General features: G+C 63.8%; 22 protein-coding genes. 17 read left to right on the top strand and 5 right to left on the bottom strand.

Annotation, left to right across the window (positions count from 1 at the left end; all coding sequences use genetic code 11):
* The first annotated feature begins 142 nt into the window (after positions 1-142).
* The 7 genes from AC0X69_RS03095 to AC0X69_RS03065 all read left to right on the top strand — a co-directional run bounded on the left by AC0X69_RS03095 (position 143) and on the right by AC0X69_RS03065 (position 7,748).
* On the top strand, positions 143-1,486 hold the full coding sequence (locus AC0X69_RS03095) for a PQQ-dependent sugar dehydrogenase (protein ID WP_482611190.1): 1,344 nt from the start codon (positions 143-145) through the stop codon (positions 1,484-1,486).
* Positions 1,487-1,570: 84 nt separating this feature from the next.
* Positions 1,571-2,353 carry a tetratricopeptide repeat protein gene (locus tag AC0X69_RS03090; RefSeq protein WP_482611188.1) on the top strand — a complete coding sequence of 261 codons (783 nt, stop codon included), beginning with the start codon at positions 1,571-1,573 and terminating at the stop codon, positions 2,351-2,353.
* 35 nt (positions 2,354-2,388) lie between these two features.
* A complete protein-coding gene (gene der, locus AC0X69_RS03085; protein ID WP_482611186.1) occupies positions 2,389-3,789 on the top strand; it encodes a ribosome biogenesis GTPase Der in 1,401 nt (466 codons plus the stop codon).
* A 42-nt stretch (positions 3,790-3,831) separates the two neighbouring features.
* The gene (locus AC0X69_RS03080; RefSeq protein WP_482611184.1) at positions 3,832-4,842 is read left to right on the top strand and encodes a methyltransferase; all 1,011 of its coding nucleotides are present in this window, start codon (positions 3,832-3,834) and stop codon (positions 4,840-4,842) included.
* 155 nt (positions 4,843-4,997) lie between these two features.
* Complete coding sequence (locus tag AC0X69_RS03075; protein WP_482611182.1) at positions 4,998-5,417, top strand: rubrerythrin family protein; 420 nt, start codon at positions 4,998-5,000, stop codon at positions 5,415-5,417.
* A gap of 244 nt (positions 5,418-5,661) precedes the next feature.
* On the top strand, positions 5,662-7,008 hold the full coding sequence (locus AC0X69_RS03070) for a heterodisulfide reductase-related iron-sulfur binding cluster (RefSeq protein WP_482611180.1): 1,347 nt from the start codon (positions 5,662-5,664) through the stop codon (positions 7,006-7,008).
* 149 nt (positions 7,009-7,157) lie between these two features.
* On the top strand, positions 7,158-7,748 hold the full coding sequence (locus AC0X69_RS03065; protein ID WP_482611178.1) for a DUF3501 family protein: 591 nt from the start codon (positions 7,158-7,160) through the stop codon (positions 7,746-7,748).
* A gap of 11 nt (positions 7,749-7,759) precedes the next feature.
* On the opposite strand, the gene AC0X69_RS03060 is transcribed toward AC0X69_RS03065, so the two are convergent.
* Together AC0X69_RS03060 and AC0X69_RS03055 are read right to left on the bottom strand one after the other, a co-directional pair.
* Positions 7,760-8,290, bottom strand: a complete 531-nt coding sequence (locus AC0X69_RS03060) for a hypothetical protein (protein WP_482611176.1) — start codon at positions 8,288-8,290, stop codon at positions 7,760-7,762.
* A complete protein-coding gene (locus AC0X69_RS03055; RefSeq protein ID WP_482611174.1) occupies positions 8,283-10,091 on the bottom strand; it encodes a family 1 glycosylhydrolase in 1,809 nt (602 codons plus the stop codon). The genes AC0X69_RS03060 and AC0X69_RS03055 overlap by 8 nt, the downstream gene beginning before the upstream one ends.
* Before the next feature lie 254 nt (positions 10,092-10,345).
* Here AC0X69_RS03055 and AC0X69_RS03050 point away from each other — a divergent pair, with 254 nt between their 5' ends.
* The 3 genes from AC0X69_RS03050 to AC0X69_RS03040 all read left to right on the top strand — a co-directional run bounded on the left by AC0X69_RS03050 (position 10,346) and on the right by AC0X69_RS03040 (position 13,835).
* On the top strand, positions 10,346-11,371 hold the full coding sequence (locus tag AC0X69_RS03050) for a class I SAM-dependent methyltransferase (RefSeq protein WP_482611172.1): 1,026 nt from the start codon (positions 10,346-10,348) through the stop codon (positions 11,369-11,371).
* A gap of 114 nt (positions 11,372-11,485) precedes the next feature.
* Positions 11,486-13,069 carry a peptide chain release factor 3 gene (locus AC0X69_RS03045; protein WP_482611170.1) on the top strand — a complete coding sequence of 528 codons (1,584 nt, stop codon included), beginning with the start codon at positions 11,486-11,488 and terminating at the stop codon, positions 13,067-13,069.
* A 76-nt stretch (positions 13,070-13,145) separates the two neighbouring features.
* Positions 13,146-13,835: a DJ-1/PfpI family protein gene (locus AC0X69_RS03040; RefSeq protein WP_482611168.1), complete on the top strand. Its 690-nt coding sequence runs from the start codon at positions 13,146-13,148 to the stop codon at positions 13,833-13,835.
* On the opposite strand, the gene AC0X69_RS03035 is transcribed toward AC0X69_RS03040, so the two are convergent.
* From AC0X69_RS03035 to AC0X69_RS03025, 3 genes are read right to left on the bottom strand one after another with little or no spacing between them, the layout of a single operon-like run.
* Positions 13,822-13,965, bottom strand: coding sequence for a hypothetical protein (locus AC0X69_RS03035; protein WP_482611166.1), 144 nt, complete (start codon positions 13,963-13,965; stop codon positions 13,822-13,824). The two genes, AC0X69_RS03040 and AC0X69_RS03035, sit on opposite strands and share 14 nt — an antisense overlap.
* Positions 13,966-14,017: 52 nt before the next feature.
* On the bottom strand, positions 14,018-14,665 hold the full coding sequence (locus tag AC0X69_RS03030) for a TetR/AcrR family transcriptional regulator (protein ID WP_482611164.1): 648 nt from the start codon (positions 14,663-14,665) through the stop codon (positions 14,018-14,020).
* A gap of 9 nt (positions 14,666-14,674) precedes the next feature.
* Complete coding sequence (locus tag AC0X69_RS03025) at positions 14,675-15,283, bottom strand: hypothetical protein (RefSeq protein ID WP_482611162.1); 609 nt, start codon at positions 15,281-15,283, stop codon at positions 14,675-14,677.
* 249 nt (positions 15,284-15,532) lie between these two features.
* Here AC0X69_RS03025 and AC0X69_RS03020 point away from each other — a divergent pair, with 249 nt between their 5' ends.
* The 7 genes from AC0X69_RS03020 to nusB all read left to right on the top strand — a co-directional run bounded on the left by AC0X69_RS03020 (position 15,533) and on the right by nusB (position 20,866).
* Entirely contained in the window at positions 15,533-15,730 is a 198-nt protein-coding gene (locus AC0X69_RS03020; protein ID WP_482611160.1) for a hypothetical protein, read from the top strand.
* Positions 15,731-15,908: 178 nt separating this feature from the next.
* Positions 15,909-17,186: a serine hydroxymethyltransferase gene (glyA, locus tag AC0X69_RS03015; protein ID WP_482611158.1), complete on the top strand. Its 1,278-nt coding sequence runs from the start codon at positions 15,909-15,911 to the stop codon at positions 17,184-17,186.
* Positions 17,187-17,282: 96 nt separating this feature from the next.
* Positions 17,283-17,798 carry a transcriptional regulator NrdR gene (gene nrdR, locus AC0X69_RS03010; protein WP_482611156.1) on the top strand — a complete coding sequence of 172 codons (516 nt, stop codon included), beginning with the start codon at positions 17,283-17,285 and terminating at the stop codon, positions 17,796-17,798.
* On the top strand, positions 17,795-18,922 hold the full coding sequence (ribD, locus tag AC0X69_RS03005) for a bifunctional diaminohydroxyphosphoribosylaminopyrimidine deaminase/5-amino-6-(5-phosphoribosylamino)uracil reductase RibD (protein ID WP_482611154.1): 1,128 nt from the start codon (positions 17,795-17,797) through the stop codon (positions 18,920-18,922). Before nrdR ends, ribD begins: the two co-directional genes overlap by 4 nt.
* Positions 18,922-19,560: a riboflavin synthase gene (locus AC0X69_RS03000; RefSeq protein ID WP_482611152.1), complete on the top strand. Its 639-nt coding sequence runs from the start codon at positions 18,922-18,924 to the stop codon at positions 19,558-19,560. Before ribD ends, AC0X69_RS03000 begins: the two co-directional genes overlap by 1 nt.
* 374 nt (positions 19,561-19,934) lie before the next feature.
* Positions 19,935-20,417, top strand: coding sequence for a 6,7-dimethyl-8-ribityllumazine synthase (gene ribH / locus AC0X69_RS02995; protein ID WP_482611150.1), 483 nt, complete (start codon positions 19,935-19,937; stop codon positions 20,415-20,417).
* Complete coding sequence (gene nusB / locus AC0X69_RS02990) at positions 20,414-20,866, top strand: transcription antitermination factor NusB (RefSeq protein ID WP_482611148.1); 453 nt, start codon at positions 20,414-20,416, stop codon at positions 20,864-20,866. Before ribH ends, nusB begins: the two co-directional genes overlap by 4 nt.
* Positions 20,867-20,896 lie beyond the last annotated feature (30 nt).

Here is a 20,896-nt window from a genome sequence, read left to right as displayed (position 1 = left end):
TGTCGCTGGCGAGGGCTTGAGACTTAGCTCCGCCGCGCCATCTTAGCGGCGTCGTTGACAACATATTTGTCATCGTCGCCGGCTGTCGATGGCTGGAAGCTGCGGCTTCTCGTATTGCCGGGTCTTTTCGGGAGGAGGCGTCATGGCGGCGAATTTTTTTTGGAGAGGTTTATTCGCGCTGACGGCTATCGCGCTCGCCGCCTGCGATCGCGGCCCGGAACTGCCGGAGAGCGCCGGCTATGGACCCAATCCGACGTTGCCGGAGCCGCATCCCACGGGCGCCTTTCCCTATGTGAATATCGCGCGCGCGGTGGGCTGGCCGAGCGGCGCAAAGCCTACGCCGGCCGAGGGGCTGGGAGTCGAGGCTTTTGCGACGGGGCTCGATCATCCGCGCTGGCTCTACGAATTGCCCAACGGCGACATTCTTGTCGCTGAAACCGATGCACCGCCGAAGTCGGAAGAGGCGGGAACCGACGGCGTTCGCGGGTTCTTCATGGGCCTTTACATGCGTCAAGCCGGTTCGAGCAAACCGAGCGCGAACCGGATCACCCTGCTGCGCGACGCGGATGGGGACGGGGTGGCTGAAACCAAGGAAGTCTTTCTGGAGAACCTGAATTCGCCGTTCGGCATGGCGCTCGTGGGCGATCAACTCTATGTCGCCAACGCGGACTCGCTCGTGCGCTTTCCGTATAAGGAAGGCGATACGCGCATCGATGCCGCGCCCGAAAAAGTGGCGGATCTCCCGGCAGGCCGCAATCACCACTGGACGAAGAGCCTCGTCGCAGATCCCGTGGGCTCGCGTCTCTATGCTGGCGTCGGCTCGAACTCCAATGTCGCCGAGCATGGCATGGAGGAAGAGCATAACCGCGCCGCCATTCTGGAGATCAATCCGGTGACGGGCGAGACGCGGGTGTTCGCGTCGGGGTTGCGCAACCCCGTCGGCATGGACTGGAACCCCGCCACGGGCGATCTCTGGGTGGCCGTGAATGAACGCGATGAGATTGGCGACAATCTCGTGCCAGATTACATGACAAAGGTGAGCGACGGCGCGTTTTACGGCTGGCCCTACAGCTACTATGGACAGCATGTCGACGAGCGCATGCAGCCGCAGGATCCGGAACTGGTCAAGCAGGCGGTCCGGCCTGATTACGCGCTCGGCTCGCATACGGCGTCGCTCGGATTCACTTTCGTTGGCGACGCCGACCTGGGGTCGTTCCGGAACGGCGCCATCATCGGCCAGCACGGCTCATGGAATCGCAGTCCGCGCTCGGGCTATCGCGTCGTATTCGTGAAGTTCGAGAACGGCGCGCCGGTCGGCGCGCCGAAGGAGATGCTGGCGGGGTTCCTCAATGAACGCGGCGAAGCGCAGGGCAGGCCGGTGGGCGTGATTATCGATAAGCGCGGCGGGCTGCTCGTCGCGGACGACGTCGGCGGCGTCGTGTGGCGGGCGAGCGCCGCCAAGGCCGAGAAGAAGGAGGCGGACTGACCAGCTTCGCTCGCATTTGGCCGCCGCCTGTGCTAACGGCTGCGGCCAGCCCGTTTTTTGGGCGGAGTCAAGGGTCTGGAGCACATGTCCGATATTTTCCATGAGGTCGATGAAGACGTCCGCCGCGACAAGGCGGCGGAGCTTTGGCGGCGCTATCAGACGCCGATCCTGATCCTCGCCGTGCTGATCGTCGCCGCCACCGGCGCGTGGAGCTACTACCAGACCAATCGCCAAAAGGCGGCGGAAGCCGCGAACGCCCGTTTCGAAGCCGCCGTCGCGCTCGCCAATGACGGCAAGGCGCAGGAGGCCGCGGCCGCCTTCGACGCTCTCGCGAAGGACGGCCCAAAGGGTTATGCGACGCTGGCGCGCATCCGCGCCGCCGAGCTGCGCGAGGACAAGACTCGCGCGCTCGACGAGTTGAACGCCATCGCCGAGGACAAGAACGTCGACAAGCTTAATCAGGAGGTGGCGCTGCTGCGCGCCGCGCTGATCATTCTCGAGAGCGGCGACCGCGAAAAGATGGTGCGCGCGCTGGGCCCGATGATGACGCCCAACGGCGCCTTCCGCTTTTCGGCCCAGGAATGGAATGGCCTCGACGCGCTCGCCAACGATGATTTCGACGAGGCCGAGAGAGTCTTCAACATTCTGCTCAGCGATCGCGACGCGCCGCAGTCGATGCGCCAGCGCGCGTCGGCCTATCAGGGGCTGCTGCACGCCAAGCGCGGACCCAAGGCGGCGCCGGTTCCGGCGCCTGCCGCGGGGGGCGGCGCGAGCGGCGGCAACGTCACCGTGACGCCAGTGATCGAGCCCGAGGAGGGCGCTGCTTCGTCCGGCGATGCGCCTCTCGAGGTGAAGCCTTCGAAATAGCGCGAAGCGCGCCGCGGCGCGGCGAGAAACGAGTCATGTCCTTTTCGCTCGCGATCATCGGCCGGCCGAATGTCGGCAAATCGACGCTGTTCAACCGGCTGACAGGCAAGAAGCTCGCGCTTGTCGACGATCGTCCCGGCGTCACGCGCGATCGCCGTGAAGGCGAAGCCAAGCTCGCCGACTTGCGTTTCACCATCATCGATACGGCGGGACTCGAGGAGGGGCCGCGCGCGACGCTGGAAGGGCGCATGCGCGCGCAGACTGAGAGCGCGATCCTCGCCGCCGACGCCATACTCTTTCTCATCGACGCGCGCGCCGGTGTTACGCCCGACGATAAATATTTCGCCGATCTCGTCCGTCGCGCCGCGAAGCCCGTGATCCTCGTCGCCAACAAGGCGGAAGGAAAGGCGGGCGAAGCGGGCGCCTACGACGCCTTTTCGCTCGGTCTCGGCGATCCCGTGCCGCTTTCCGCCGAACATGGCGAGGGCATGGGCGAACTCTACGACGCGCTGCGCGAGGCTCTACCCGAAGAAACCGCCGAGCCTGTGGAAAAAGATGTCGTCATTGAAGAAAATCTGCGGGGCGACGATGAAGACGGCAGCGACCTCGATATCACGAAGCCGCTACGCATCGCCGTGGTTGGGCGCCCAAACGCCGGTAAGTCGACGCTCATCAATCGCATTCTCGGCGAAGAGCGCCTGCTGACGGGACCAGAAGCCGGAATCACGCGCGACTCGATCTCGGTCGATTTCGTCTGGCGCGACCGCAAGATGAAGCTGTTCGACACGGCCGGCCTGCGCAAGCGCGCCCGCGTCGTCGACAAGCTGGAAAAGCTCTCCGCCGCCGATGCGCTGCGCGCCGTGCGATTCTCGGAAGTCGTCGTGCTGCTCGTCGATTCGACGATTCCCTTCGAGAAGCAGGATCTTTCCATCGCTGACCTCGCGGCCCGTGAAGGGCGCGCCGTCGTCATCGCGCTCGGCAAATGGGACCTGATCGATGAGCGCGGCGCCATGCTCGTTAAGCTGCGCGAGGACGCCGAGCGCCTGTTGCCGCAGCTGCGCGGCTGTCCCGTCGTCCCGGTCTCAGGCGCAACGGGGCAGGGGCTCGACAAGCTCATGCAAGCGATCATCGTGGTCCACGAGACGTGGAACAAGCGCATCGCCACCGGGCGCCTCAATCGATGGCTCTTGGCGCAAGTCGAACAGACGCCGCCGCCGGCGGTTTCGGGTCGGCGCATCAAGATCCGCTACATCACGCAGGCGAAATCGCGGCCGCCGCATTTCGTGCTTTTCGGCAATCAGCTGGATGAATTGCCGGCGAGCTATGAGCGCTTCCTGATCAACGGGCTGCGCAAAACCTTCGACCTTCCTGGCGTGCCGATCCGCATATCGAAAAAGGCGGGGGAGAACCCCTTCGAAGGACGTCATAAAAGCTGAGCGACTCTTGTGTCATGACGCGGCTAAAGTGATTGTAGCGCCATGCTCAAGCCCTCTCCTGAAAAACTCCTCGCGCTCGGCATGTCGTTTTGGAACGCCAAGACGCTGCTCTCCGCCGTCGAACTCGGCGTCTTCGACGCGCTCGCCAACGGCCCAGCCGAGCTCGCGACGCTGACCGCGAAACTCGGCTTACACAAACGCTCCGTGCATGATTTTTTCGACGCGCTCGTCGCGATGAAAATGTTGGAGCGCGATGCAAACGGCCGTTACGCCAACACGCCCGAGACTGAATTTTTCCTTGTGCGAGGTCGGCCGAGCTATGTCGGCGGTCTTCTGGAGATGGCCAACGCGCGTCTCTATTCGAGCTGGGGACATCTCTCGGAGGCGCTGAAAACCGGTCGCCGCCAGAGCGAACATCAGGAGGAGAGCGATTTCTTCGCGGCGCTTTACGCCGATCCGAAGCGCCTGCGCGGCTTCCTCTCGGCGATGAGCGGCGTGAGCGCCGGCGCCGCTCAGGCGATCGCCGATAAATTCTCCTGGCGGGACTATAAGACATTCATCGATGTCGGCGCGGCGCAGGGCATGGTTCCCGTCACCGTGGCGCGCGCGCATTCGCATCTTTCGGGCGGCGGTTTCGATCTTCCGCAGGTCGGACCGATCTTCGAGGAGTATGTCGCCGCGAACGGACTGGGCGACCGGTTGCAGTTCTATCCCGGCGATTTTTTCCGGGACGAATTGCCGAACGCCGACGTCATCGTGATGGGCCATATTCTTCATGACTGGGACCTCGAGCAGAAGCTGATGCTGCTGAAAAAGGCCTATGACGCGCTTCCCCAGGGCGGCGCGCTCATCGTCTATGAGGCGCTGATCGACAATGATCGTCGCGAGAACGCCTTCGGCCTGCTCATGAGTCTCAATATGCTGATCGAGACCGAGGGCGGTTTCGACTTCACGGGCGCTGACTGTGAGGGCTGGATGAAAGAAGCTGGCTTCTCCAGCTCCCGGGTCGAGCATCTGACCGGGCCGGATTCGATGGTGGTCGGCTTCAAGTAGCCTCGACTGCGCTGCGGCGCTGCGACAACGGCTGCGACCAATCCCCACGTCCTGGGCGGCGATTTTGGGTTGGACAGAAGCTAGTTTTGAATTATTCTAATTCCTGCGTCGCGGACCTTATGGAACCCGCCGACTCGAAATCCGGAGGCAAGAAAATGGCTACGCTCAAGGGCAGCAAGACTGAAGAAAATCTGAAGGCCGCTTTTGCCGGCGAATCGCAGGCGAACCGCCGATATCTCTATTTCGCTCAGAAGGCTGACGTCGAAGGCTACAATGACGTGGCCGCCGTGTTCCGCTCCACCGCCGAAGGCGAGACCGGCCACGCCCACGGCCACCTGGAATTCCTTGAGTCCGTCGGCGACCCGGCGACCGGGCTGCCGATCGGCAAGACCGCGGACAACCTCAAGGCCGCGGTGGCCGGCGAAACTCACGAATATACGGACATGTATCCCGGCATGGCCCGCTCGGCCCGCGACGAAGGCTTCGAGGAGATCGCCGACTGGTTCGAGACGCTCGCCAAAGCCGAGCGTTCGCACGCCGGCCGCTTCCAGCGCGCTCTGGACGAACTGAAGTAAAGCCAGAGCTAAGCTACCAAGGAGTTCCCTTTGCGTCATGGCCGGGCCTGTCCCGGCGATGACGCATACGGGCGGAATAGCAGAAACGCCGCCTCACGCCGGAGCGGGGGTGGTGCGGCGTCTCTATCATGGAGCGAGCGCTCCGCAGCATCCCGGCGCGATGGCCGGGACATAGGCGAGCGAAGCGACGCCGTCTTTGACCGGTGCCCGGCCGCGTGGGCCGTTGCGTCTTGGAACAACAAAAATGAGAGAAGGCAGCCTCGAGGCTCCGATCCGGCATCCGCTGGATTGGCGGAGCGACGACTTCTATGACGACGCGAAGCTCGACGCCGAGATGCGGCGGGTCTTTGACATCTGTCACACGTGCCGTCGCTGTTTCAATCTGTGCGACTCTTTCCCGCGGCTCTTCGATCTCGTCGACGAGTCAAAGAGCGGCGAGCTCGATACGGTGGCGAGCGCGGACTTCAAGAAAGTCGTGGACGCCTGCACGCTCTGCGACATGTGCTTCCTGACGAAGTGTCCTTATGTGCCGCCGCATGAATTCAACATCGACTTTCCGCATCTGATCCTGCGCTATCGCGCGGCGGAAGCGAAGAAGAAGGGCGTGCCAGCGGCTGATCGCGCGCTTGCCGAGACCGACCGCAACGGCAAATGGGCGACGCTGATCTCAGGCGCGACGAATTGGGCGACGCGCCGGGACAACAGGACGATGCGCGACCTCGAAGAGAAAGTCGCCGGCATCGATCGCAACGCCGAGCTGCCGAAATACGCCAGCAGGACGCTCGAAGCGCAGGCCGCGGCAAACCCGCCGGCGCGCGACGATTCGGCGCCGGCGAAGGCCCGCAAGGCCGTGCTCTACGCCACCTGCTACGGCGACTACAACGACACCTCGATCGGCGTGTCGGCGCTCGCCGTGCTGGCGAAGAACGGCGTCGAGACGAAGGTCGCGCATCCCGCGTGCTGCGGCATGCCGAAGCTCGAGCAGGGCATGATTGACGAAGTTGCTGAGGCGGCGCGCAAAGTGGCGGCGGCCTTCGCGCCTTATATCGACGAGGGCTACGACATCGTCGCGCCCGTGCCGTCCTGCGCGCTGATGCTGAAATTCGAATGGCCGCTCATCCTGCCAGAGGATGAAAGCGTCAAGCGCCTCGCCGAGGCGACCTTCGATCTTTCGGAATATGTGGTCGATATTGCGCGTAAAGAGGGTCTCGCCGAAGGCATGACTCCGCTCGACGGCGGCGTCGCCTTCCACGTGTCCTGCCATTCGCGCGCTCAGAACATCGGCCAGAAAGGCGCCGAGCTGCTGGCGTTGATTCCGGAAGCCGACGTAACGGTGGTCGAGCGCTGCTCAGGCCATGGCGGCGCGTGGGGCTATAAGAAGGGCAATTTCGAGACGGCGATGAAGGTCGGCAAGCCCGCCGCGCGGCAGATGCAGAACGCCGACAAGAAACATCTTGTCTCTGAATGTCCGCTTGCCGGCCTGCATATCGAACAGGAGATCGAGGCGCTGGGCGGCGAGTCGCCGAAGCCGGAGCGCGTCGGTCACCCGATCGTGCTGCTGGCGCGGGCTTATGGAATCACGGGCGCGTAGATGCCGTTTTCCTCATCCTGAGGAGCGAGCGAAGCTCGCGTCTCTGAGGACGAGGAAAAAGTTCCGCAGGATGCCTCGCCCTCGTGCTTCGAGACGCATCCCTTGGATGCTCCTCAGCATGAGGGCTCAGGTGATGGAGCACCAAAAGGATGACGACACGTCACGAACTCACGCCTGCCGACATTCTCCCCTGGGCCGAATACGCCAGGGGCCGCGCGGAGCATCGCAAGCGGATCACGGCGATCAAGCGGCATCGCAGAGTCGAGGTGGGCCCGTACGTCACATTCTATTTCGAGAGCTTCGACACGATGTGGCTGCAGGTGCAGGAGATGCTGCATATCGAGAGAGGCGGCGAGGCGCAGATCGCCGACGAGCTTGCGGCCTACAATCCGCTCATCCCGAAGGGCAAGGAACTCGTCGCGACGTTCATGATCGAGATCGACGACGCGTTGCGCCGCGCACGCGTATTGGCGCAACTCGGCGGCATCGAGGAGACCGCGTTCATCGAAGTCGGCGGCGAGCGCGTCTTGGGCAAGGCCGAACAGGATCAGGACCGCACGACAGCCGAAGGCAAGGCCAGCAGCGTTCAGTTCGTGCACTTTCCCTTCACCGACGCCCAAATTGCGGCCTTCAAGGCGCCAAACGCGCGCGTGATTCTGGGGCTCACGCATCCGAGCTACAGCCACATGGCGGTGCTCTCGGAAGCGACGCGCGCGTCGCTCGCGGAGGATTTCAGCTAATTGGAGATCCCTCACTTTCCCGGACTGCGCTTCAGATGAGGGTCGGCTGCGGCCTGCGGTCCCGTCGACTCTGAGCGTCGCGCTGGCGCCTCGTCGAGCCTCAGCAGAAATCGCCGGTGCACGAGCGGAAAGGCTATACCGAGCGTCAGGCCCCACAGCAGTTGACCAAGAAGAAGACCCATCGCGGGATAACCGCTCATGATGGGATGTTCAGGAAACCACTGCAGCAGCGGCACAGCCTCCAACATCCACAAGAGAAATCCAAACGCCAAACCGAACAGCCATCCGCCGCGCTGGTCGTTGGCGGCTCTCCGAAACAGCAGGCCGTAGAGCAGGCCGCCGATCAGCATCAGGGCGGCGAAGGCCAGCGCGGCATAGGCGGCGGAGATGTTGCCCGCGTCGGACAGGACGCCGAGCGCGCCGAAGGCGTTGAGCGTCGCAACCGCTGGAATATCGGCGGGCAGGCTTGCGAAGACTCCCGTCAAAAGCGGCCGCTGGGTCGGGCCGGCGTCCAGCCCATGCGCCCGAAGCATGCTAAGCATGACGCCGTCTTTCGCTGAAGTGTTCACGTCGCTGGCGGCAGTCGTCGATCACCGTCTCGATCGGCGGCGCTTGGCTCAGCTCCTCGGAGAACAGGCTGATCAGATATCGATAAGCCTGTCCGACGGGACGAGGATCGCGATTGAGATCGAAAAGCCCCACCGGATTGACGTTGCCGAGCGGCTCGCGGAGCGCGATGTCCCAGTCCACCTGATCAGTGAGCGAATACCAGGTGAAGCCGACAATCGGCACGCCGCTTCGGCGCATGAGCTGAACATTGTGCCACTGCCGCCAGAGCCAGCGCGGCGCTTCGCGGGCGTCAAGGCAATTCGTTTCGGTATGCATCATCGGGCGCCGGTAGCGCTGGTAATATTGATCGACGATGACATGCCAACCGAACAATTCGCCGAGCGCCTGAATATGACCCTGCGCGTCGACGAGCTTTTCATTCCATTCGTAATAATCGACGCCGAGGATGGCGCGCTTTCCGACGTCCTGTCGCATGAACCAGGCGTATTCCTCGGGCGGCATGCCATGTTCGAAGAGATAGTCGCGCATATCGTCGCGCACCGGATGCGCATAAAGCAGATCGAGCGCCAGGAAGCGGCGCTCATTCTCAAAGTCGGCGATTTTGCAAAGCTTCGGGTCGGGACAGCATGACTGGAAGAACTCGCCGCTCTCGCTGTTCACGAAGATCGCGTCGGGCCGCTCGGCGGCAATGGCGCGCATCATGAGCACGTTGGCCTTGGCGAGATGGCGAACGGCGGTGACGAAGGCGCGCTCGTCTCGGGCTTGCTCGTTCCACAATCCCAAAAGCGCGCTGAGTTTCGCGCAGACGTACATCTCGTTGATCGGCGTGTAGAAGCGAACCCAGTCGTAGCGCTGAGCGAAAGCGCGCGCGTAATCGGCGAGCGCATGCGGCGTCTCCGGATTCTGAAAGTTTTCGAGCCAGTCCGGCACGCCGAAATGGCAAAGATCCATGATCGGAACGATCCCTGTCCGCCGCATCTCGGCGGCCACCTCATCGAGAAAGCCCCAATCGTAGCGGCCCCTCGCCGGGTTGGTCAGATGCAGCGGCGGACCGTAGCGCAGATAGCGAACGCCGAGTTGCCGGACGAGTTCGAGATCTTTGCGCCAATAGCGGTAGTGGCCGCAGGCGGCCATTTCGTCCATCCGCCAGCGTCCGCCATCGAGTGTGGGGTAGCTGCATTCGACGCCCGTTGCGAACATGAACCCCGGCGCCGGCGGATCACCGACATCGGTCGCCGGACGGATCGCTTTGGGGCGCGGCGAGGACACGAGGTTTGGGTTTTGGTCGCTGGGGTAGCCGACCGGGCGCACATAGAGGAGGCCGAGCGTGGCGCCCCAGATGACATGTCCAGCCGCAATCGAGATCGGCCCACTAAGACCGCCTTTTAAACCGAAGAGGCCTGAGGGAGGCAACTGGCCTGTGGCGAGCAACGGGTTCATCAGTTCGAACTGCGGGCGCATGACGATGATCGCCAGCACCATGGGGATAAGCGCAAATGCGAGCCCCTGAAACATCGGCCGCAGGGGCAGGGTCGACCAGAAGAAGTAGGCGTAGAAGACGGCGAAGAGCGCGCCGACCGTGAGGTGCAGGGCCATGCCGATGGCCCAGGCCGCCACGCCGTGGGCGTAAGGCTGCGCCAGCGCGCCAAGCGTGCCGACGAGGTCGAAGAACGGCGCCCCGGAGAGGATCATCAGCCGTGCGACGATCTCGAGGACGACGGCTCCGGCCATCCCGGCGAAGACCGCCTTACCGTATGCGACCCGGCGGATCATCGTTCGCTCCTCGGTGGAATCTTGAGCTGAGTGGTCGGAACTGCATTGCTCCCTAAGCGCAACCCGGCGCGACGCGTGAGGTTCCTGCGTTGCGGAAGAGGATCGGCGCGCTAAAGTGGCGCAGCCGTGAGCTGCGGCCGTCCGCGGAGGCTGCGTTTCTGCCGGATGAGCAGCACGAGACACCCCGCGAGTAACGGCAGGCGAAGGATTCGTGTAAGAATGACCTCAGCTAAATTTTGCGAGGCGTCGCTGGCGTGCTCATCAAGGATTCAAGCGGAACGCTCCGGTTTTTTGACAGCGTCCAGTATCTGCATTTGAACCCGGACGTGCCGGCCAAAATCGAGTCTGGCGAAGTTCCCTCCGCCGAGTCGCATTACCTGCGGTTCGGCCAGCACGAAGGCCGCGCCGGCGTTCCGCTGCTCTCCGAGGTCTTTGACGAAGAGGCGTATCTCGCCGAAAACGCCGATGTTGCGGCGGCGATCGGTTTGGGGAATTTCGCTTCCGGCTACGAGCACTTCGTCAAATATGGCCACAATGAAGGTCGAAGCGGCGCGCCCGATCTTCAGAACCCGCCGGAGCTTGCGTTTCCGGGGCCGCCTCCGCCGAGCGAATTGAGGAAACGCGTGCATGGAGTCACTCAGCGAAGCAGTTTCGAACGCGTCGGGAGCGCCATCGCCGAGACGCTGCTGAGCATAGCGGCGCCTCACATTTTGCGTGGCGAGGACGCGCCCAGGATCCTGGATTTCGGCTGCGGCTGCGGACGGGTGCTGGCCTATCTCAAGCAAGGCGCAGATGTGGATGTTGTCGGCGCCGACATCGACGAGGAAGCCATTCTCTGGTGCAGACAGAATCTGTCGGACTTCGCCGATTTCCGGGTCAATTCGGCCGCGCCGCCGACGGATTTTCCTTCAGACGCGTTTGACCTCATCTACTCGATTTCGGTGATGACGCATCTGCCCGAAACCATGCAGAAGGCGTGGCTCGCCGAACTCGCCCGGATCGCGAAACCGGGCGCGCTCGTGATCCTGACGACGCGCGGCGTCCACGGCGTCGATCTGAGCTGGTGGCAGCGCCAGCGCTTCAACATTTTTGGCTTTGTCTACGGCGGCGGGCGCCTGACGCCGGGACTGCCTGATTTCTACCGAAGCGCATTCCACTCCGAGGCTTACGTGCGCAGCCATTGGAGCAAATTTGTTGAAGTGCTGGAGTTCAGGCCGAGGGGTCTCATCGGCGACCAGGATCTCGTCATCTGCCGCAAAGCCGCACGTAGCGACAGCTGAGCGGCCCTTGGCACGGCTCATCGCCGAACAGTCTCGGCGGGGCCGGCCCGTATTGCGAACTTGGCTCCTTGCCGTTAAGGCCTCCCCAACCGTCTCCAGAAAAATCGGACCGCCTTGAACGCCCCAGCCAACGATCCCGTTTCGCGCCGAAGAACCTTCGCGATCATCTCGCATCCCGACGCCGGCAAGACGACGCTCACCGAAAAGCTGCTGCTCTTTGGCGGCGCGATCCAGCTCGCCGGCGCGGTCAAGGCCAAGCGGAACGCCCAGCAGACGCGCTCGGATTGGATGAGCATCGAGCGCGAGCGCGGAATCTCGGTCGTCACCTCGGTGATGACCTTCGAATATGCCGGCTGCGTCTTCAATCTGCTGGATACGCCGGGCCACGAGGATTTCTCGGAGGACACCTATCGCACGCTTTCCGCCGTCGACGCGGCGGTGATGGTGATCGACGCCGCGAAGGGCATCGAGGCGCGCACGCGCAAGCTTTTTGAGGTCTGCCGTCTGCGCGACATTCCGATCGTGACTTTCATCAACAAGCTCGACCGCGAGGCGCGCGATCCGTTCGATCTCCTCGACGAAATCGAGAAGACGCTGGCGCTCGACGCGACGCCGATCACTTGGCCGATCGGCTCGGGAAAAAGCTTCGCCGGCACTTACCGCTTCGCGACCAAAACCGTGCGGCGCATCGACGAAGACGCTGAACTCATACAAACGAGCGGCCTCGATGATCCGCTGTTCGATACGCTTCTTCCTGCCGGCGCGGATGAATGGCGCGAGGAGGCGATGCTCGCCGAGGAGGGCAACAAGCCTTTCGATCTTGCTGCGTTTCGCGAAGGCCATCTGACCCCCGTCTTCTTCGGCAGCGCGCTGCGCAATTTCGGCGTTCGCGATCTGATCGACGCCATGGCGGAATATGCGCCGAGCCCGCGCGCGCAGGAGGCCGACAAGCGCCTCGTCGAAGCCAAGGAGCCGAAGATGACCGGCTTCGTCTTCAAGATTCAGGCGAATATGGATCCCAACCATCGCGACCGCATCGCCTTCATGCGCGTCTGCTCGGGCAGGCTCACGCGCGGCATGAAGGCGAAGCTCATTCGCACGGGCAAGAACATCCCTATCAATGCGCCGCAATTCTTTTTCGCGCGCGACCGCTCGATCGCCGATGAAGCCTACGCCGGCGACGTCGTCGGCCTACCCAATCATGGGCAGCTGCGAATCGGCGACACGCTGACCGAAGGCGAAGAGATCGTCTTTCGCGGCGTGCCGAGCTTCGCGCCGGAAATCCTTCGGCGCATTCTCATCGGCGACGCGATGAAGGCGAAGAAACTGCGCGAGGCCTTGCAGCAGCTTGCGGAAGAGGGCGTCGTGCAGGTCTTTACGCCACATGACGGCTCGGGGCCGATTGTCGGCGTCGTCGGCGCGCTGCAGCTCGACGTGCTGGCGACGCGCCTTGAGGCGGAATACGGTCTGCAGACCCGCTATGAGCAGCCGCGTTTCACCATCTGCCGCTGGATCGGGTCCGATGAACCCGCGAAACTGAAGAGCTTCATCGATGCGAATGGCTCCAGCGTCGCCGACGATCTCGACGGCGCGCCGGTCTTCATGAGCACCTCGGCCTTCCAGCTCAATTATGACGCCGAGCGCAATCCAGCGATCAAATTCTCCGACGTGAAGGACTATCAGAAGCGGGCGGCGTAACCGACGGACTGCTGGCTCGTTTCGGCAGCGATGAGCTGCGCATGCTCACTCAGTCGCGCCCAAGGGAGCCTGTGCCTTGTTGCAGATTGGCGTTCTCATCTACCCGATGATGTTCGATCTCGACCTGGTCGGGCCGCTCACATTCTTTCAGCGCCTGGGAGACGCAAACGTCTTCTATGTCGCACGCGGCGCTGCGGCGGTGACGAGCGATCTCGGCGTGTCCTACGCGGCCGATCACGATTTCGAGTCCTGCCCGAAAGACCTCGATATTCTTTTTGTTCCCGGCGGACTGAAGGGCACGATCACGGCGATGCGCGATGACGCGACGCTCGAATTTCTCGCGGATCGCGGCGCGCGCGCACGATATGTCACGAGCGTGTGCACGGGCTCGCTGCTGCTCGGGGCTGCAGGGCTGCTGAACGGCTATAAGGCGACCGGCTATTGGATGGTGCGCGACCTGCTGCCGCTTTTCGGCGCGGAGTTCGTGCATCAGCGAGTCGTCATCGACCGCTCGCGAGTCACAGGCGCCGGCGTCACGGCGGGCATCGATTTCGCGCTTACTCTCACTGCGGCGCTGCGCGGAACGGAGCGCGCCGAAACGCTACAACTTCTCATCGAATACGATCCGCAGCCGCCCTTCGACGCCGGGGCGCCGGAAAGCGCGCCGGCGCAGGTCGTCGAACATTTGCGTGAGACGCGGCAGGCCGAGCTGATCGCTGCGCGAGAAGCCGCCCAGTCGGCGTCGCGAAGCCTTAAGCGCCTTTGATGAGCGCCAGAAACGCGCCGACCAGCGCCACCGTCGCGGCGAGGATGATGAAATTCTCGGTGAGCTCCAAAACCTTGTGAGCCTCAGTCAGAACTGCGGAAAAATAATTGCTGTGCAGCAGAGCAGTCATGTTTGTTCCTCAAAACGCACGCTACGCGCCGACGTTGGCGATTTCATAAGGGTCACATTCCAGCCAGTCCTCGCAGACTTAAAGCGGCGAGCGCGTCGACGAGCCGCTCGAGCGCGTCTTCGTCGAATTTGAGCGAGAACGGCGGTTTGGCGAGCCGTTCCGCTTCGCGCACGAAGAACATCGGCTGTTGCGCCAGCCACAGAGTCGCGAAAGTGACGGTCTCCGCAGACGCATCCTGCGGCAGGAAACGCCGCACGACGCGCTCAGCAAGGAGAAAAATCCGCGGCGGCGACTTAGCGATGAACGCGCTGAACGTCTCGCTCGGACGAACGCTCTCCCAGGCGAAGATGCGCAGATAGCGGCTGACGCGGTCACGCTTCACCAGCGGCAGCAGGAATTGGTGCAGATAGCGCCGGAGCGCGTCCTCTGGCGAAAGCGCGTCGAGTTCTTCCGAATCGACGAACGCATTTTCTTCGAACGCCCGCGTCGCGGCGTTGAGCACCTCGCGATACAGCCCGTCCTTGCCGCCAAAGTGGTAGTTGACGGCGGCCTGGTTCGCCATCGCCCGTTGGGTGATGAGCCGCACCGAGCCGCCGTCAAATCCATATTCGGCAAAGACGGACGTCGCGGCCTTGATCAGCGCCGCCCGCGTCGTCTCTGTCGAGCGGGACGCGGCGCGCGCCTGTTCCAGATTGCTCAATCCTTCTCCTCAGAAATGATACGCGCTGACGAGGCCTGAGACGGCGCCGCCAAGCGAGGTCGCGCCGTTCCACGCCTTTCGGCCGAGCGGCGCCAATTTGGATGAAAGCCCTGTCGGGTCGAGCTTGGCCAACAACCCCCGTTCCTGTAGCTCCGCATTCTCGCCCATTGGCTGGGGAGGGGCGGGCGGCTCGGCGTTGTAGGTCGGGGAGGCCGGCGGCGCCGACTCGACAGGGTTTCTCTTTTCCGAAGTCGGTTTGCGCAAGGCGACGGCTTTCGTCGGCCTGGCGGGGCCGCTCTCGGTTTTTTCGGCTGAAGCTTCATTCGACCAGTCGGAGATGCGCTCCTGCGGATAAAGGGCGAACAGCGCCGGCGCTGGCGCAGCGCCTTTCGACGCGACAGACGGGCGCGCCGCTTCCGCGGAGTCGATCCGGTCGATGATTTTGCCGCTCACCGGATCGGTCGTGAACACGATCTCCTTCAGCGCTTCGCCATTCTTCCACTGCGGCGGCAGGAAAGCGACGAGCGAGGTCGCGACGAAACACACGGCGGCGTCGATGAGGAGCCTGCGGGATCTTGCGCCAACGGCGACGATCTTTGCTTCGAAATGGTCGCCCATGACGAACCTCCGTTTGAAACGAGCGATTGAAATTCAAACGGCTGTTTGAAGCGAAATTATGGCGTCGCCGCCGCTGATGGATGAAGGCGCGCGTTCGGGTCGGACGCGCGCTCGGGACAGGCAATGTTGCAGGATGGGCTTCTCATCCATTCGGAGCGCGGCGCCTTTCCGTGAGCGGCAAGGCTATGTCTAACGCGGAAGGCGCTGCAGGAATCTTATTTTTGGTGATAGCGTTTTCGATTCCTTAATATGCCGCGCCGCGCCGTGCGGGACCGGTCGACCGACGAATTCGAGATCGTCTGGGAACGAAACTCCAACTGCGTCATATTGGCGCTTGAGAAGGAGGGCGTCTTGCCGCCGGCGGAGCCGGAGGCCCGTCATCGCCTGCGAATTTCGCCCGCGCTGCCGCAAACCGTCGTCTGCAATAAGGAAACGAGCGGCGGCTGACGCGCTCCCAACGGCGTTTCTGCCCAGGGACCGCGACCGCGGCCGCTCTTCCCGTCGCCGCCTCGCCGTGATAAGCGACCCAACTCACGTTGCGCGTCCTAAGGACCGGCTTCGCCGCTTAGCCCGGGAGCCGGTTTTTGCTTTCGTTCCGCGCCGTTCGGCATAGAGGTCCATTCCAATGAGCCAATCCGGTTTCTTCACCGCCTCCCTCAGCGCTTCCGACCCGGAAATCGCGAAGGCGATCGAACTCGAACTCGGCCGCCAGCGGCATGAGATCGAATTGATCGCGTCGGAGAATATTGTCTCGAAGGCGGTGCTTGAGGCCCAAGGCTCTGTTCTCACCAACAAATACGCCGAAGGCTATCCTGGAAAGCGCTATTACGGCGGCTGCCAATTCGTCGATATCGCCGAGAATCTGGCGATCGATCGCGCCAAGAAGCTGTTCGGTTGCGGCTTCGCGAATGTGCAGCCGAACTCCGGCTCGCAGGCCAACCAGTCGGTTTTCCTCGCGCTCATGCAGCCGGGCGACGTCTTCATGGGCCTTGATCTCGCCGCCGGCGGCCACCTCACGCATGGCTCGCCGGTCAACGTGTCCGGCCGCTGGTTCAAGCCGGTGAGCTATACGGTGCGCAAGCAGGATCACCGGATCGACATGGAGCAGGTCGCCGAGCTCGCCAAGGAGCATAAGCCGAAGCTCATCATCGCCGGCGGCTCGGGCTACTCCCGCATCTGGGACTTCGAAGGCTTCCGCAAGATCGCGGACAGCGTCGGCGCCTATTTCATGGTGGACATGGCGCACTTCGCCGGCCTCGTCGCCGCGGGGCTGCATCCGTCGCCGTTCCCGCACGCGCATGTCGTCACCACGACGACGCACAAGACGCTGCGCGGCCCCCGCGGCGGCATGGTGCTGACGAATGACGAGGATCTCGCCAAGAAGATCAACTCGGCGGTGTTCCCCGGCCTGCAGGGCGGCCCGCTGATGCATGTCATCGCCGGCAAGGCCGTGGCCTTCGGCGAGGCGCTCACGCCGCAGTTCAAGACCTATCAGCAGCAGGTCAAGGACAATGCGCAGACGCTGGCGCAGACGCTCGTCGACGCGGGTCTCGCGATCGTCTCGGGCGGCACCGACAACCATCTGATGCTCGTCGACCTGCGCCCGAAGAAGATCACCGGCAAGGCGGCCGAAGCCGCGCTCGGCCGCGCGCACATCACCTGCAACAAGAACGGCATCCCCTTCGATCCGGAGAAGCCCTTCGTCACTTCCGGCATTCGTCTCGGCTCGCCGGCGGCGACCTCGCGCGGCTTCGGTCAGGACGAGTTCAAACAGGTCGGGCAGATGATTGTCGAAGTGCTCGACGGGCTTTCCTCGAAGGGCGAGGAAGGCAACGCCTCTACGGAAGCCGCCGTAAAGGACAAGGTTCACGCGCTCACCGCGAAGTTCCCGATCTATCAGTAATCGGTTGCCCCTCTCACGCCGTCGGCGGGAGAGGGGACGCACACCCCGGCGCTGCGGGGGCCGTCTCTCCGAGCGAGAGCGGAAAAGGCGCCCAACATGCGCTGTCCCTATTGCGGCTCCGCCGACACGCAGGTGAAGGACTCCCGTCCTGCGGAGGATTCGTCCTGCATTCGTCGCCGCCGCGTCTGTCCGACCTGCGGCGGCCGCTTCACGACATTCGAGCGCGTGCAGCTGCGCGAAATCATCGTCGTGAAGAAGTCGGGCCGGCGCGCGCCCTTCGATCGCGACAAGCTGACCCGCTCGGTCGAGATCGCCCTGCGCAAGCGTCCGGTCGAACCGGAACGCGTCGAGCAGATGATTTCCGGAATCGTGCGCCAGCTCGAAAGCCTCGGCGAGGTCGAGGTGGAAAGCCAGCGCATCGGCGAATTGGTCATCGAGGGCCTGCGTTCGCTCGACCCGGTGGCCTTTGTCCGCTTCGCCTCGGTCTATCGTGATTTCCGCGAGGTCCGCGATTTCTCCGCGGTGATCGACGAATTGGAGAGCGGCGGCGACGGCGCGGTCTTTGCACAGGACGACAGCGACCAAGACGCCGACGACCCAGAGAAGGCATGACGATCCACGAACCCTTTCCGCAGACGGCGACCGACGACGCCTTTATGGCGGCGGCCCTGGCGCTCGGCCGGCGCAATTTGGGCCGCACGGCGCCTAATCCGGCGGTCGGCGCGCTGCTCGTGCGCGACGGGGTCGTCATCGCCCGCGGCTGGACGGCGCCGGGCGGGCGTCCGCACGCCGAGGCGATCGCCATGGCCGCGGCGGGCGAAGCCGCGCGCGGCGCGACGCTTTACGTCACTTTGGAGCCATGCGCCCATCATGGGGCGACGCCGCCCTGTGTGAACGCCATCATCGCCGGCGGGGTCGCGCGCGTCGTCACCGCCTTGGAGGATCCCGATCCGCGCGTGTCGGGCGACGGCCACGCGCGACTGCGTGAAGCGGGGATCGACGTTCTCGTCGGTCCGGGCGCCGCGGCGGCCCGCGCCGATCATCTCGGGCATATTCTGCGGGTCACGCGCCGCCGACCGATGATCACCCTTAAGCTCGCGCAGACGGCGGACGGCTACGCCGCCGGAGCCGCGCATGATCCGCGCCTTCACATCACCGGGCCGATCGCCGACGCCTTCACCCATGTGCAGCGATCGCTGCATGACGCGATCATGATCGGCGGCGGCACGGCGCGCGAGGATGATCCGCTGATGACCGTGCGACTGCCGGGCATGCAGAAGTGCAAGCCGCTGCGCGTCGTTCTCGATGAAAAATTGTCGCTGTCGCCCCGTTCGCGTCTCGCCTCCACGGCGCGTGAAACGCCGCTGCTCGTCATGGCTGGCGCTGTTTCTGACGAAGCCGTCAAGACTTTTGCAGACGCCACCGGCGCGGAGGTCGTCTGCATCGCGATGCGCGACGGTCTGCTTGATCTTACGAGCGCTTTAAGGCTTCTCGCCGATCGCGGCGTGACCCGCCTGTTCAGCGAAGGAGGCCCCCGCGTCGCCGAAAGTCTGCTGGCCGGCGATCTCGCAGACGAAGTGATCCTGCACACCGGCGTCAAGCCCTTGGGAAGGGCGGGCCGCCCTGCGTTGAGCGCCGTCGCACGCGCGGCGCTCAAGGACGACTCGCGCTATCGCCTCATCGAAACGCGCGCGCTCGGCGCCGACACGATGACCCGCTATGCACGGGTCGACTGATGTTCACCGGCATCGTCACGGATGTGGGCGAAGTCCTCTCGATGGAGCCGCGCGGCGAACTGCGGCGCCTGCGCATCGCCTGTTCCTATGATTCCGACAGCATGGCGCTTGGCGCCTCCATCGCCTGCTCGGGCGTGTGCCTGACGGTCGTCGCCGCCGCGCGCGAGGGCGCGCGAACGGTCTTCGACGTCGACGCCGCGGCCGAGACGCTCGCCGTGACGACCGTCGGAACATGGGCCTGTGGAACGCGCGTCAATCTTGAACGCGCGTTGAAGATCGGCGACGAACTTGGCGGCCATATCGTCACCGGCCATGTCGACGGCGTCGCGCGCATCGAGTCGCGCGACGACGTCAGCGATACGGCGCCCGAAGGACGTCCGTCCGAAGAAACAAGCATGTCAAAATTCTGGGTCGCGGCGCCGCACGAGCTGTCGCGCTTCATCGCCAAGAAGGGCTCTGTTGCGCTCGACGGCGTGTCGCTTACGGTAAATGAAGTCGAGGAGAATCGCTTTTCCGTGCTGCTCATTCCGCATACGTTGTCGGTGACGACGCTCGGCGCGCGAAGGGCAGGGGACGCGATCAACATTGAAGTCGATCTGATGGCGCGCTATGCGGCGCGGCTGAGCGAAGTGCGATAGTCAAGGCGTTTCCTGCGGAAAAGCGTATCCGTGCTGACACGCGCATCGCCTTGTGACATAAGGCGCATCGAAGAATGAAGGGCGCGACAGCCCTCCCTTGAGGAGAGGGTCGGTCCGAACGGCCAGATGAGGGGTGTCGAACGCGATCGCGCTTTGGCGTTTCGCCCGACTCTCAACTTGTCGTCGCCCCTCACCCGGCTGTTTTGCAGCCACCCTTTCCTCACGGGGTGATCGGGTGAGGAAAAAACGCGAAAACGGGCTTCCTCGTCCTTCGAGACGCGTGCTGCGCACGCTCCTCAGGATGAGGAAGCCCTTCATCCGACCGCCATGACCTCTCCCTATGGGAGAGGGTTGCGCGCATTCCTGGAGTCACCATGGCAGGTTTTGCACCCGACGACGCTGACGCTGCGCCCGTGCCTGGCGCGCGCATTCTCGTTGTCGCGACAAAATTCAACGGCGAAATCGTCGCGCTGCTGCGCGAAGGCGCGCTTGAAACGTTGCGCGCGCTTCAGGCGCAGGCGACATTGATCAACGTTCCTGGCGCGCTGGAGCTCGCCACGGCGGCCGCGATCGCGCTCGACGATGCCGAGCTTGCGGGCGCGCCCTATGACGGCGTTGTTGCGCTTGGCTGCGTCATCCGCGGCGAGACGTATCATTTCGAACTTGTCGCCAACGAAAGCGCGCGCGCGCTGACGAATATTTCCGTTTCTCGCCGTATGCCGCTCGGCAATGGCGTGCTCACTGTGGAGAATGAGGCTCAGGCGATCGTGCGGGCTGACCCGAAGCAAGGAAACAAGGGCGCGGACGCGGCGCGCGCGGCGCTGGCGCTCGTGCGCCTCAAACGGGGCGTCGCATGAGCGTCGAGCAACGTTCGGCCGCGCGTTTGGCGATCGTGCAAGCGCTGTATCAGATGGAAGTCGCCGGCAAAGGCCTCAACGAGATTTTCGCGGAATTCGAGTCGCACTGGATTGGGCGCGAGATCGAGGGCGCGCAATATAAGCCGGCCGACGCCGCTTTCTTTCGCGACGTGCTGCAGGGCGTGCTCACCGATCAGGTCGCCATCGACCGGCAGATCGACCGCGCGCTTTCCGGCGGCTGGCCGCTGTCGCGACTGGAATCGGTCATGCGCGCCGCGCTGCGCGCGGGCGCCTATGAATTGCGGTCGCGTAAGGATGTTCCCGCGCGCGTCGCCATCAAGGAATATGTCGACGTCGCCGGCGCGTTCTTCGGTCCGACCGAGTCGGGCATGGTCAACGCCGTGCTCGACAAGATCGCGCATGAGGAGCGCGCCGAAGAGCTGAGTTGACAGAAAGCCGGCGGCGGGCATCCCTCGCCC

The sequence above is a fragment of the Methylocystis sp. Uni0008 genome, from assembly GCF_056838045.1.
This window is presented reverse-complemented; position numbering and strand designations above follow the sequence as displayed.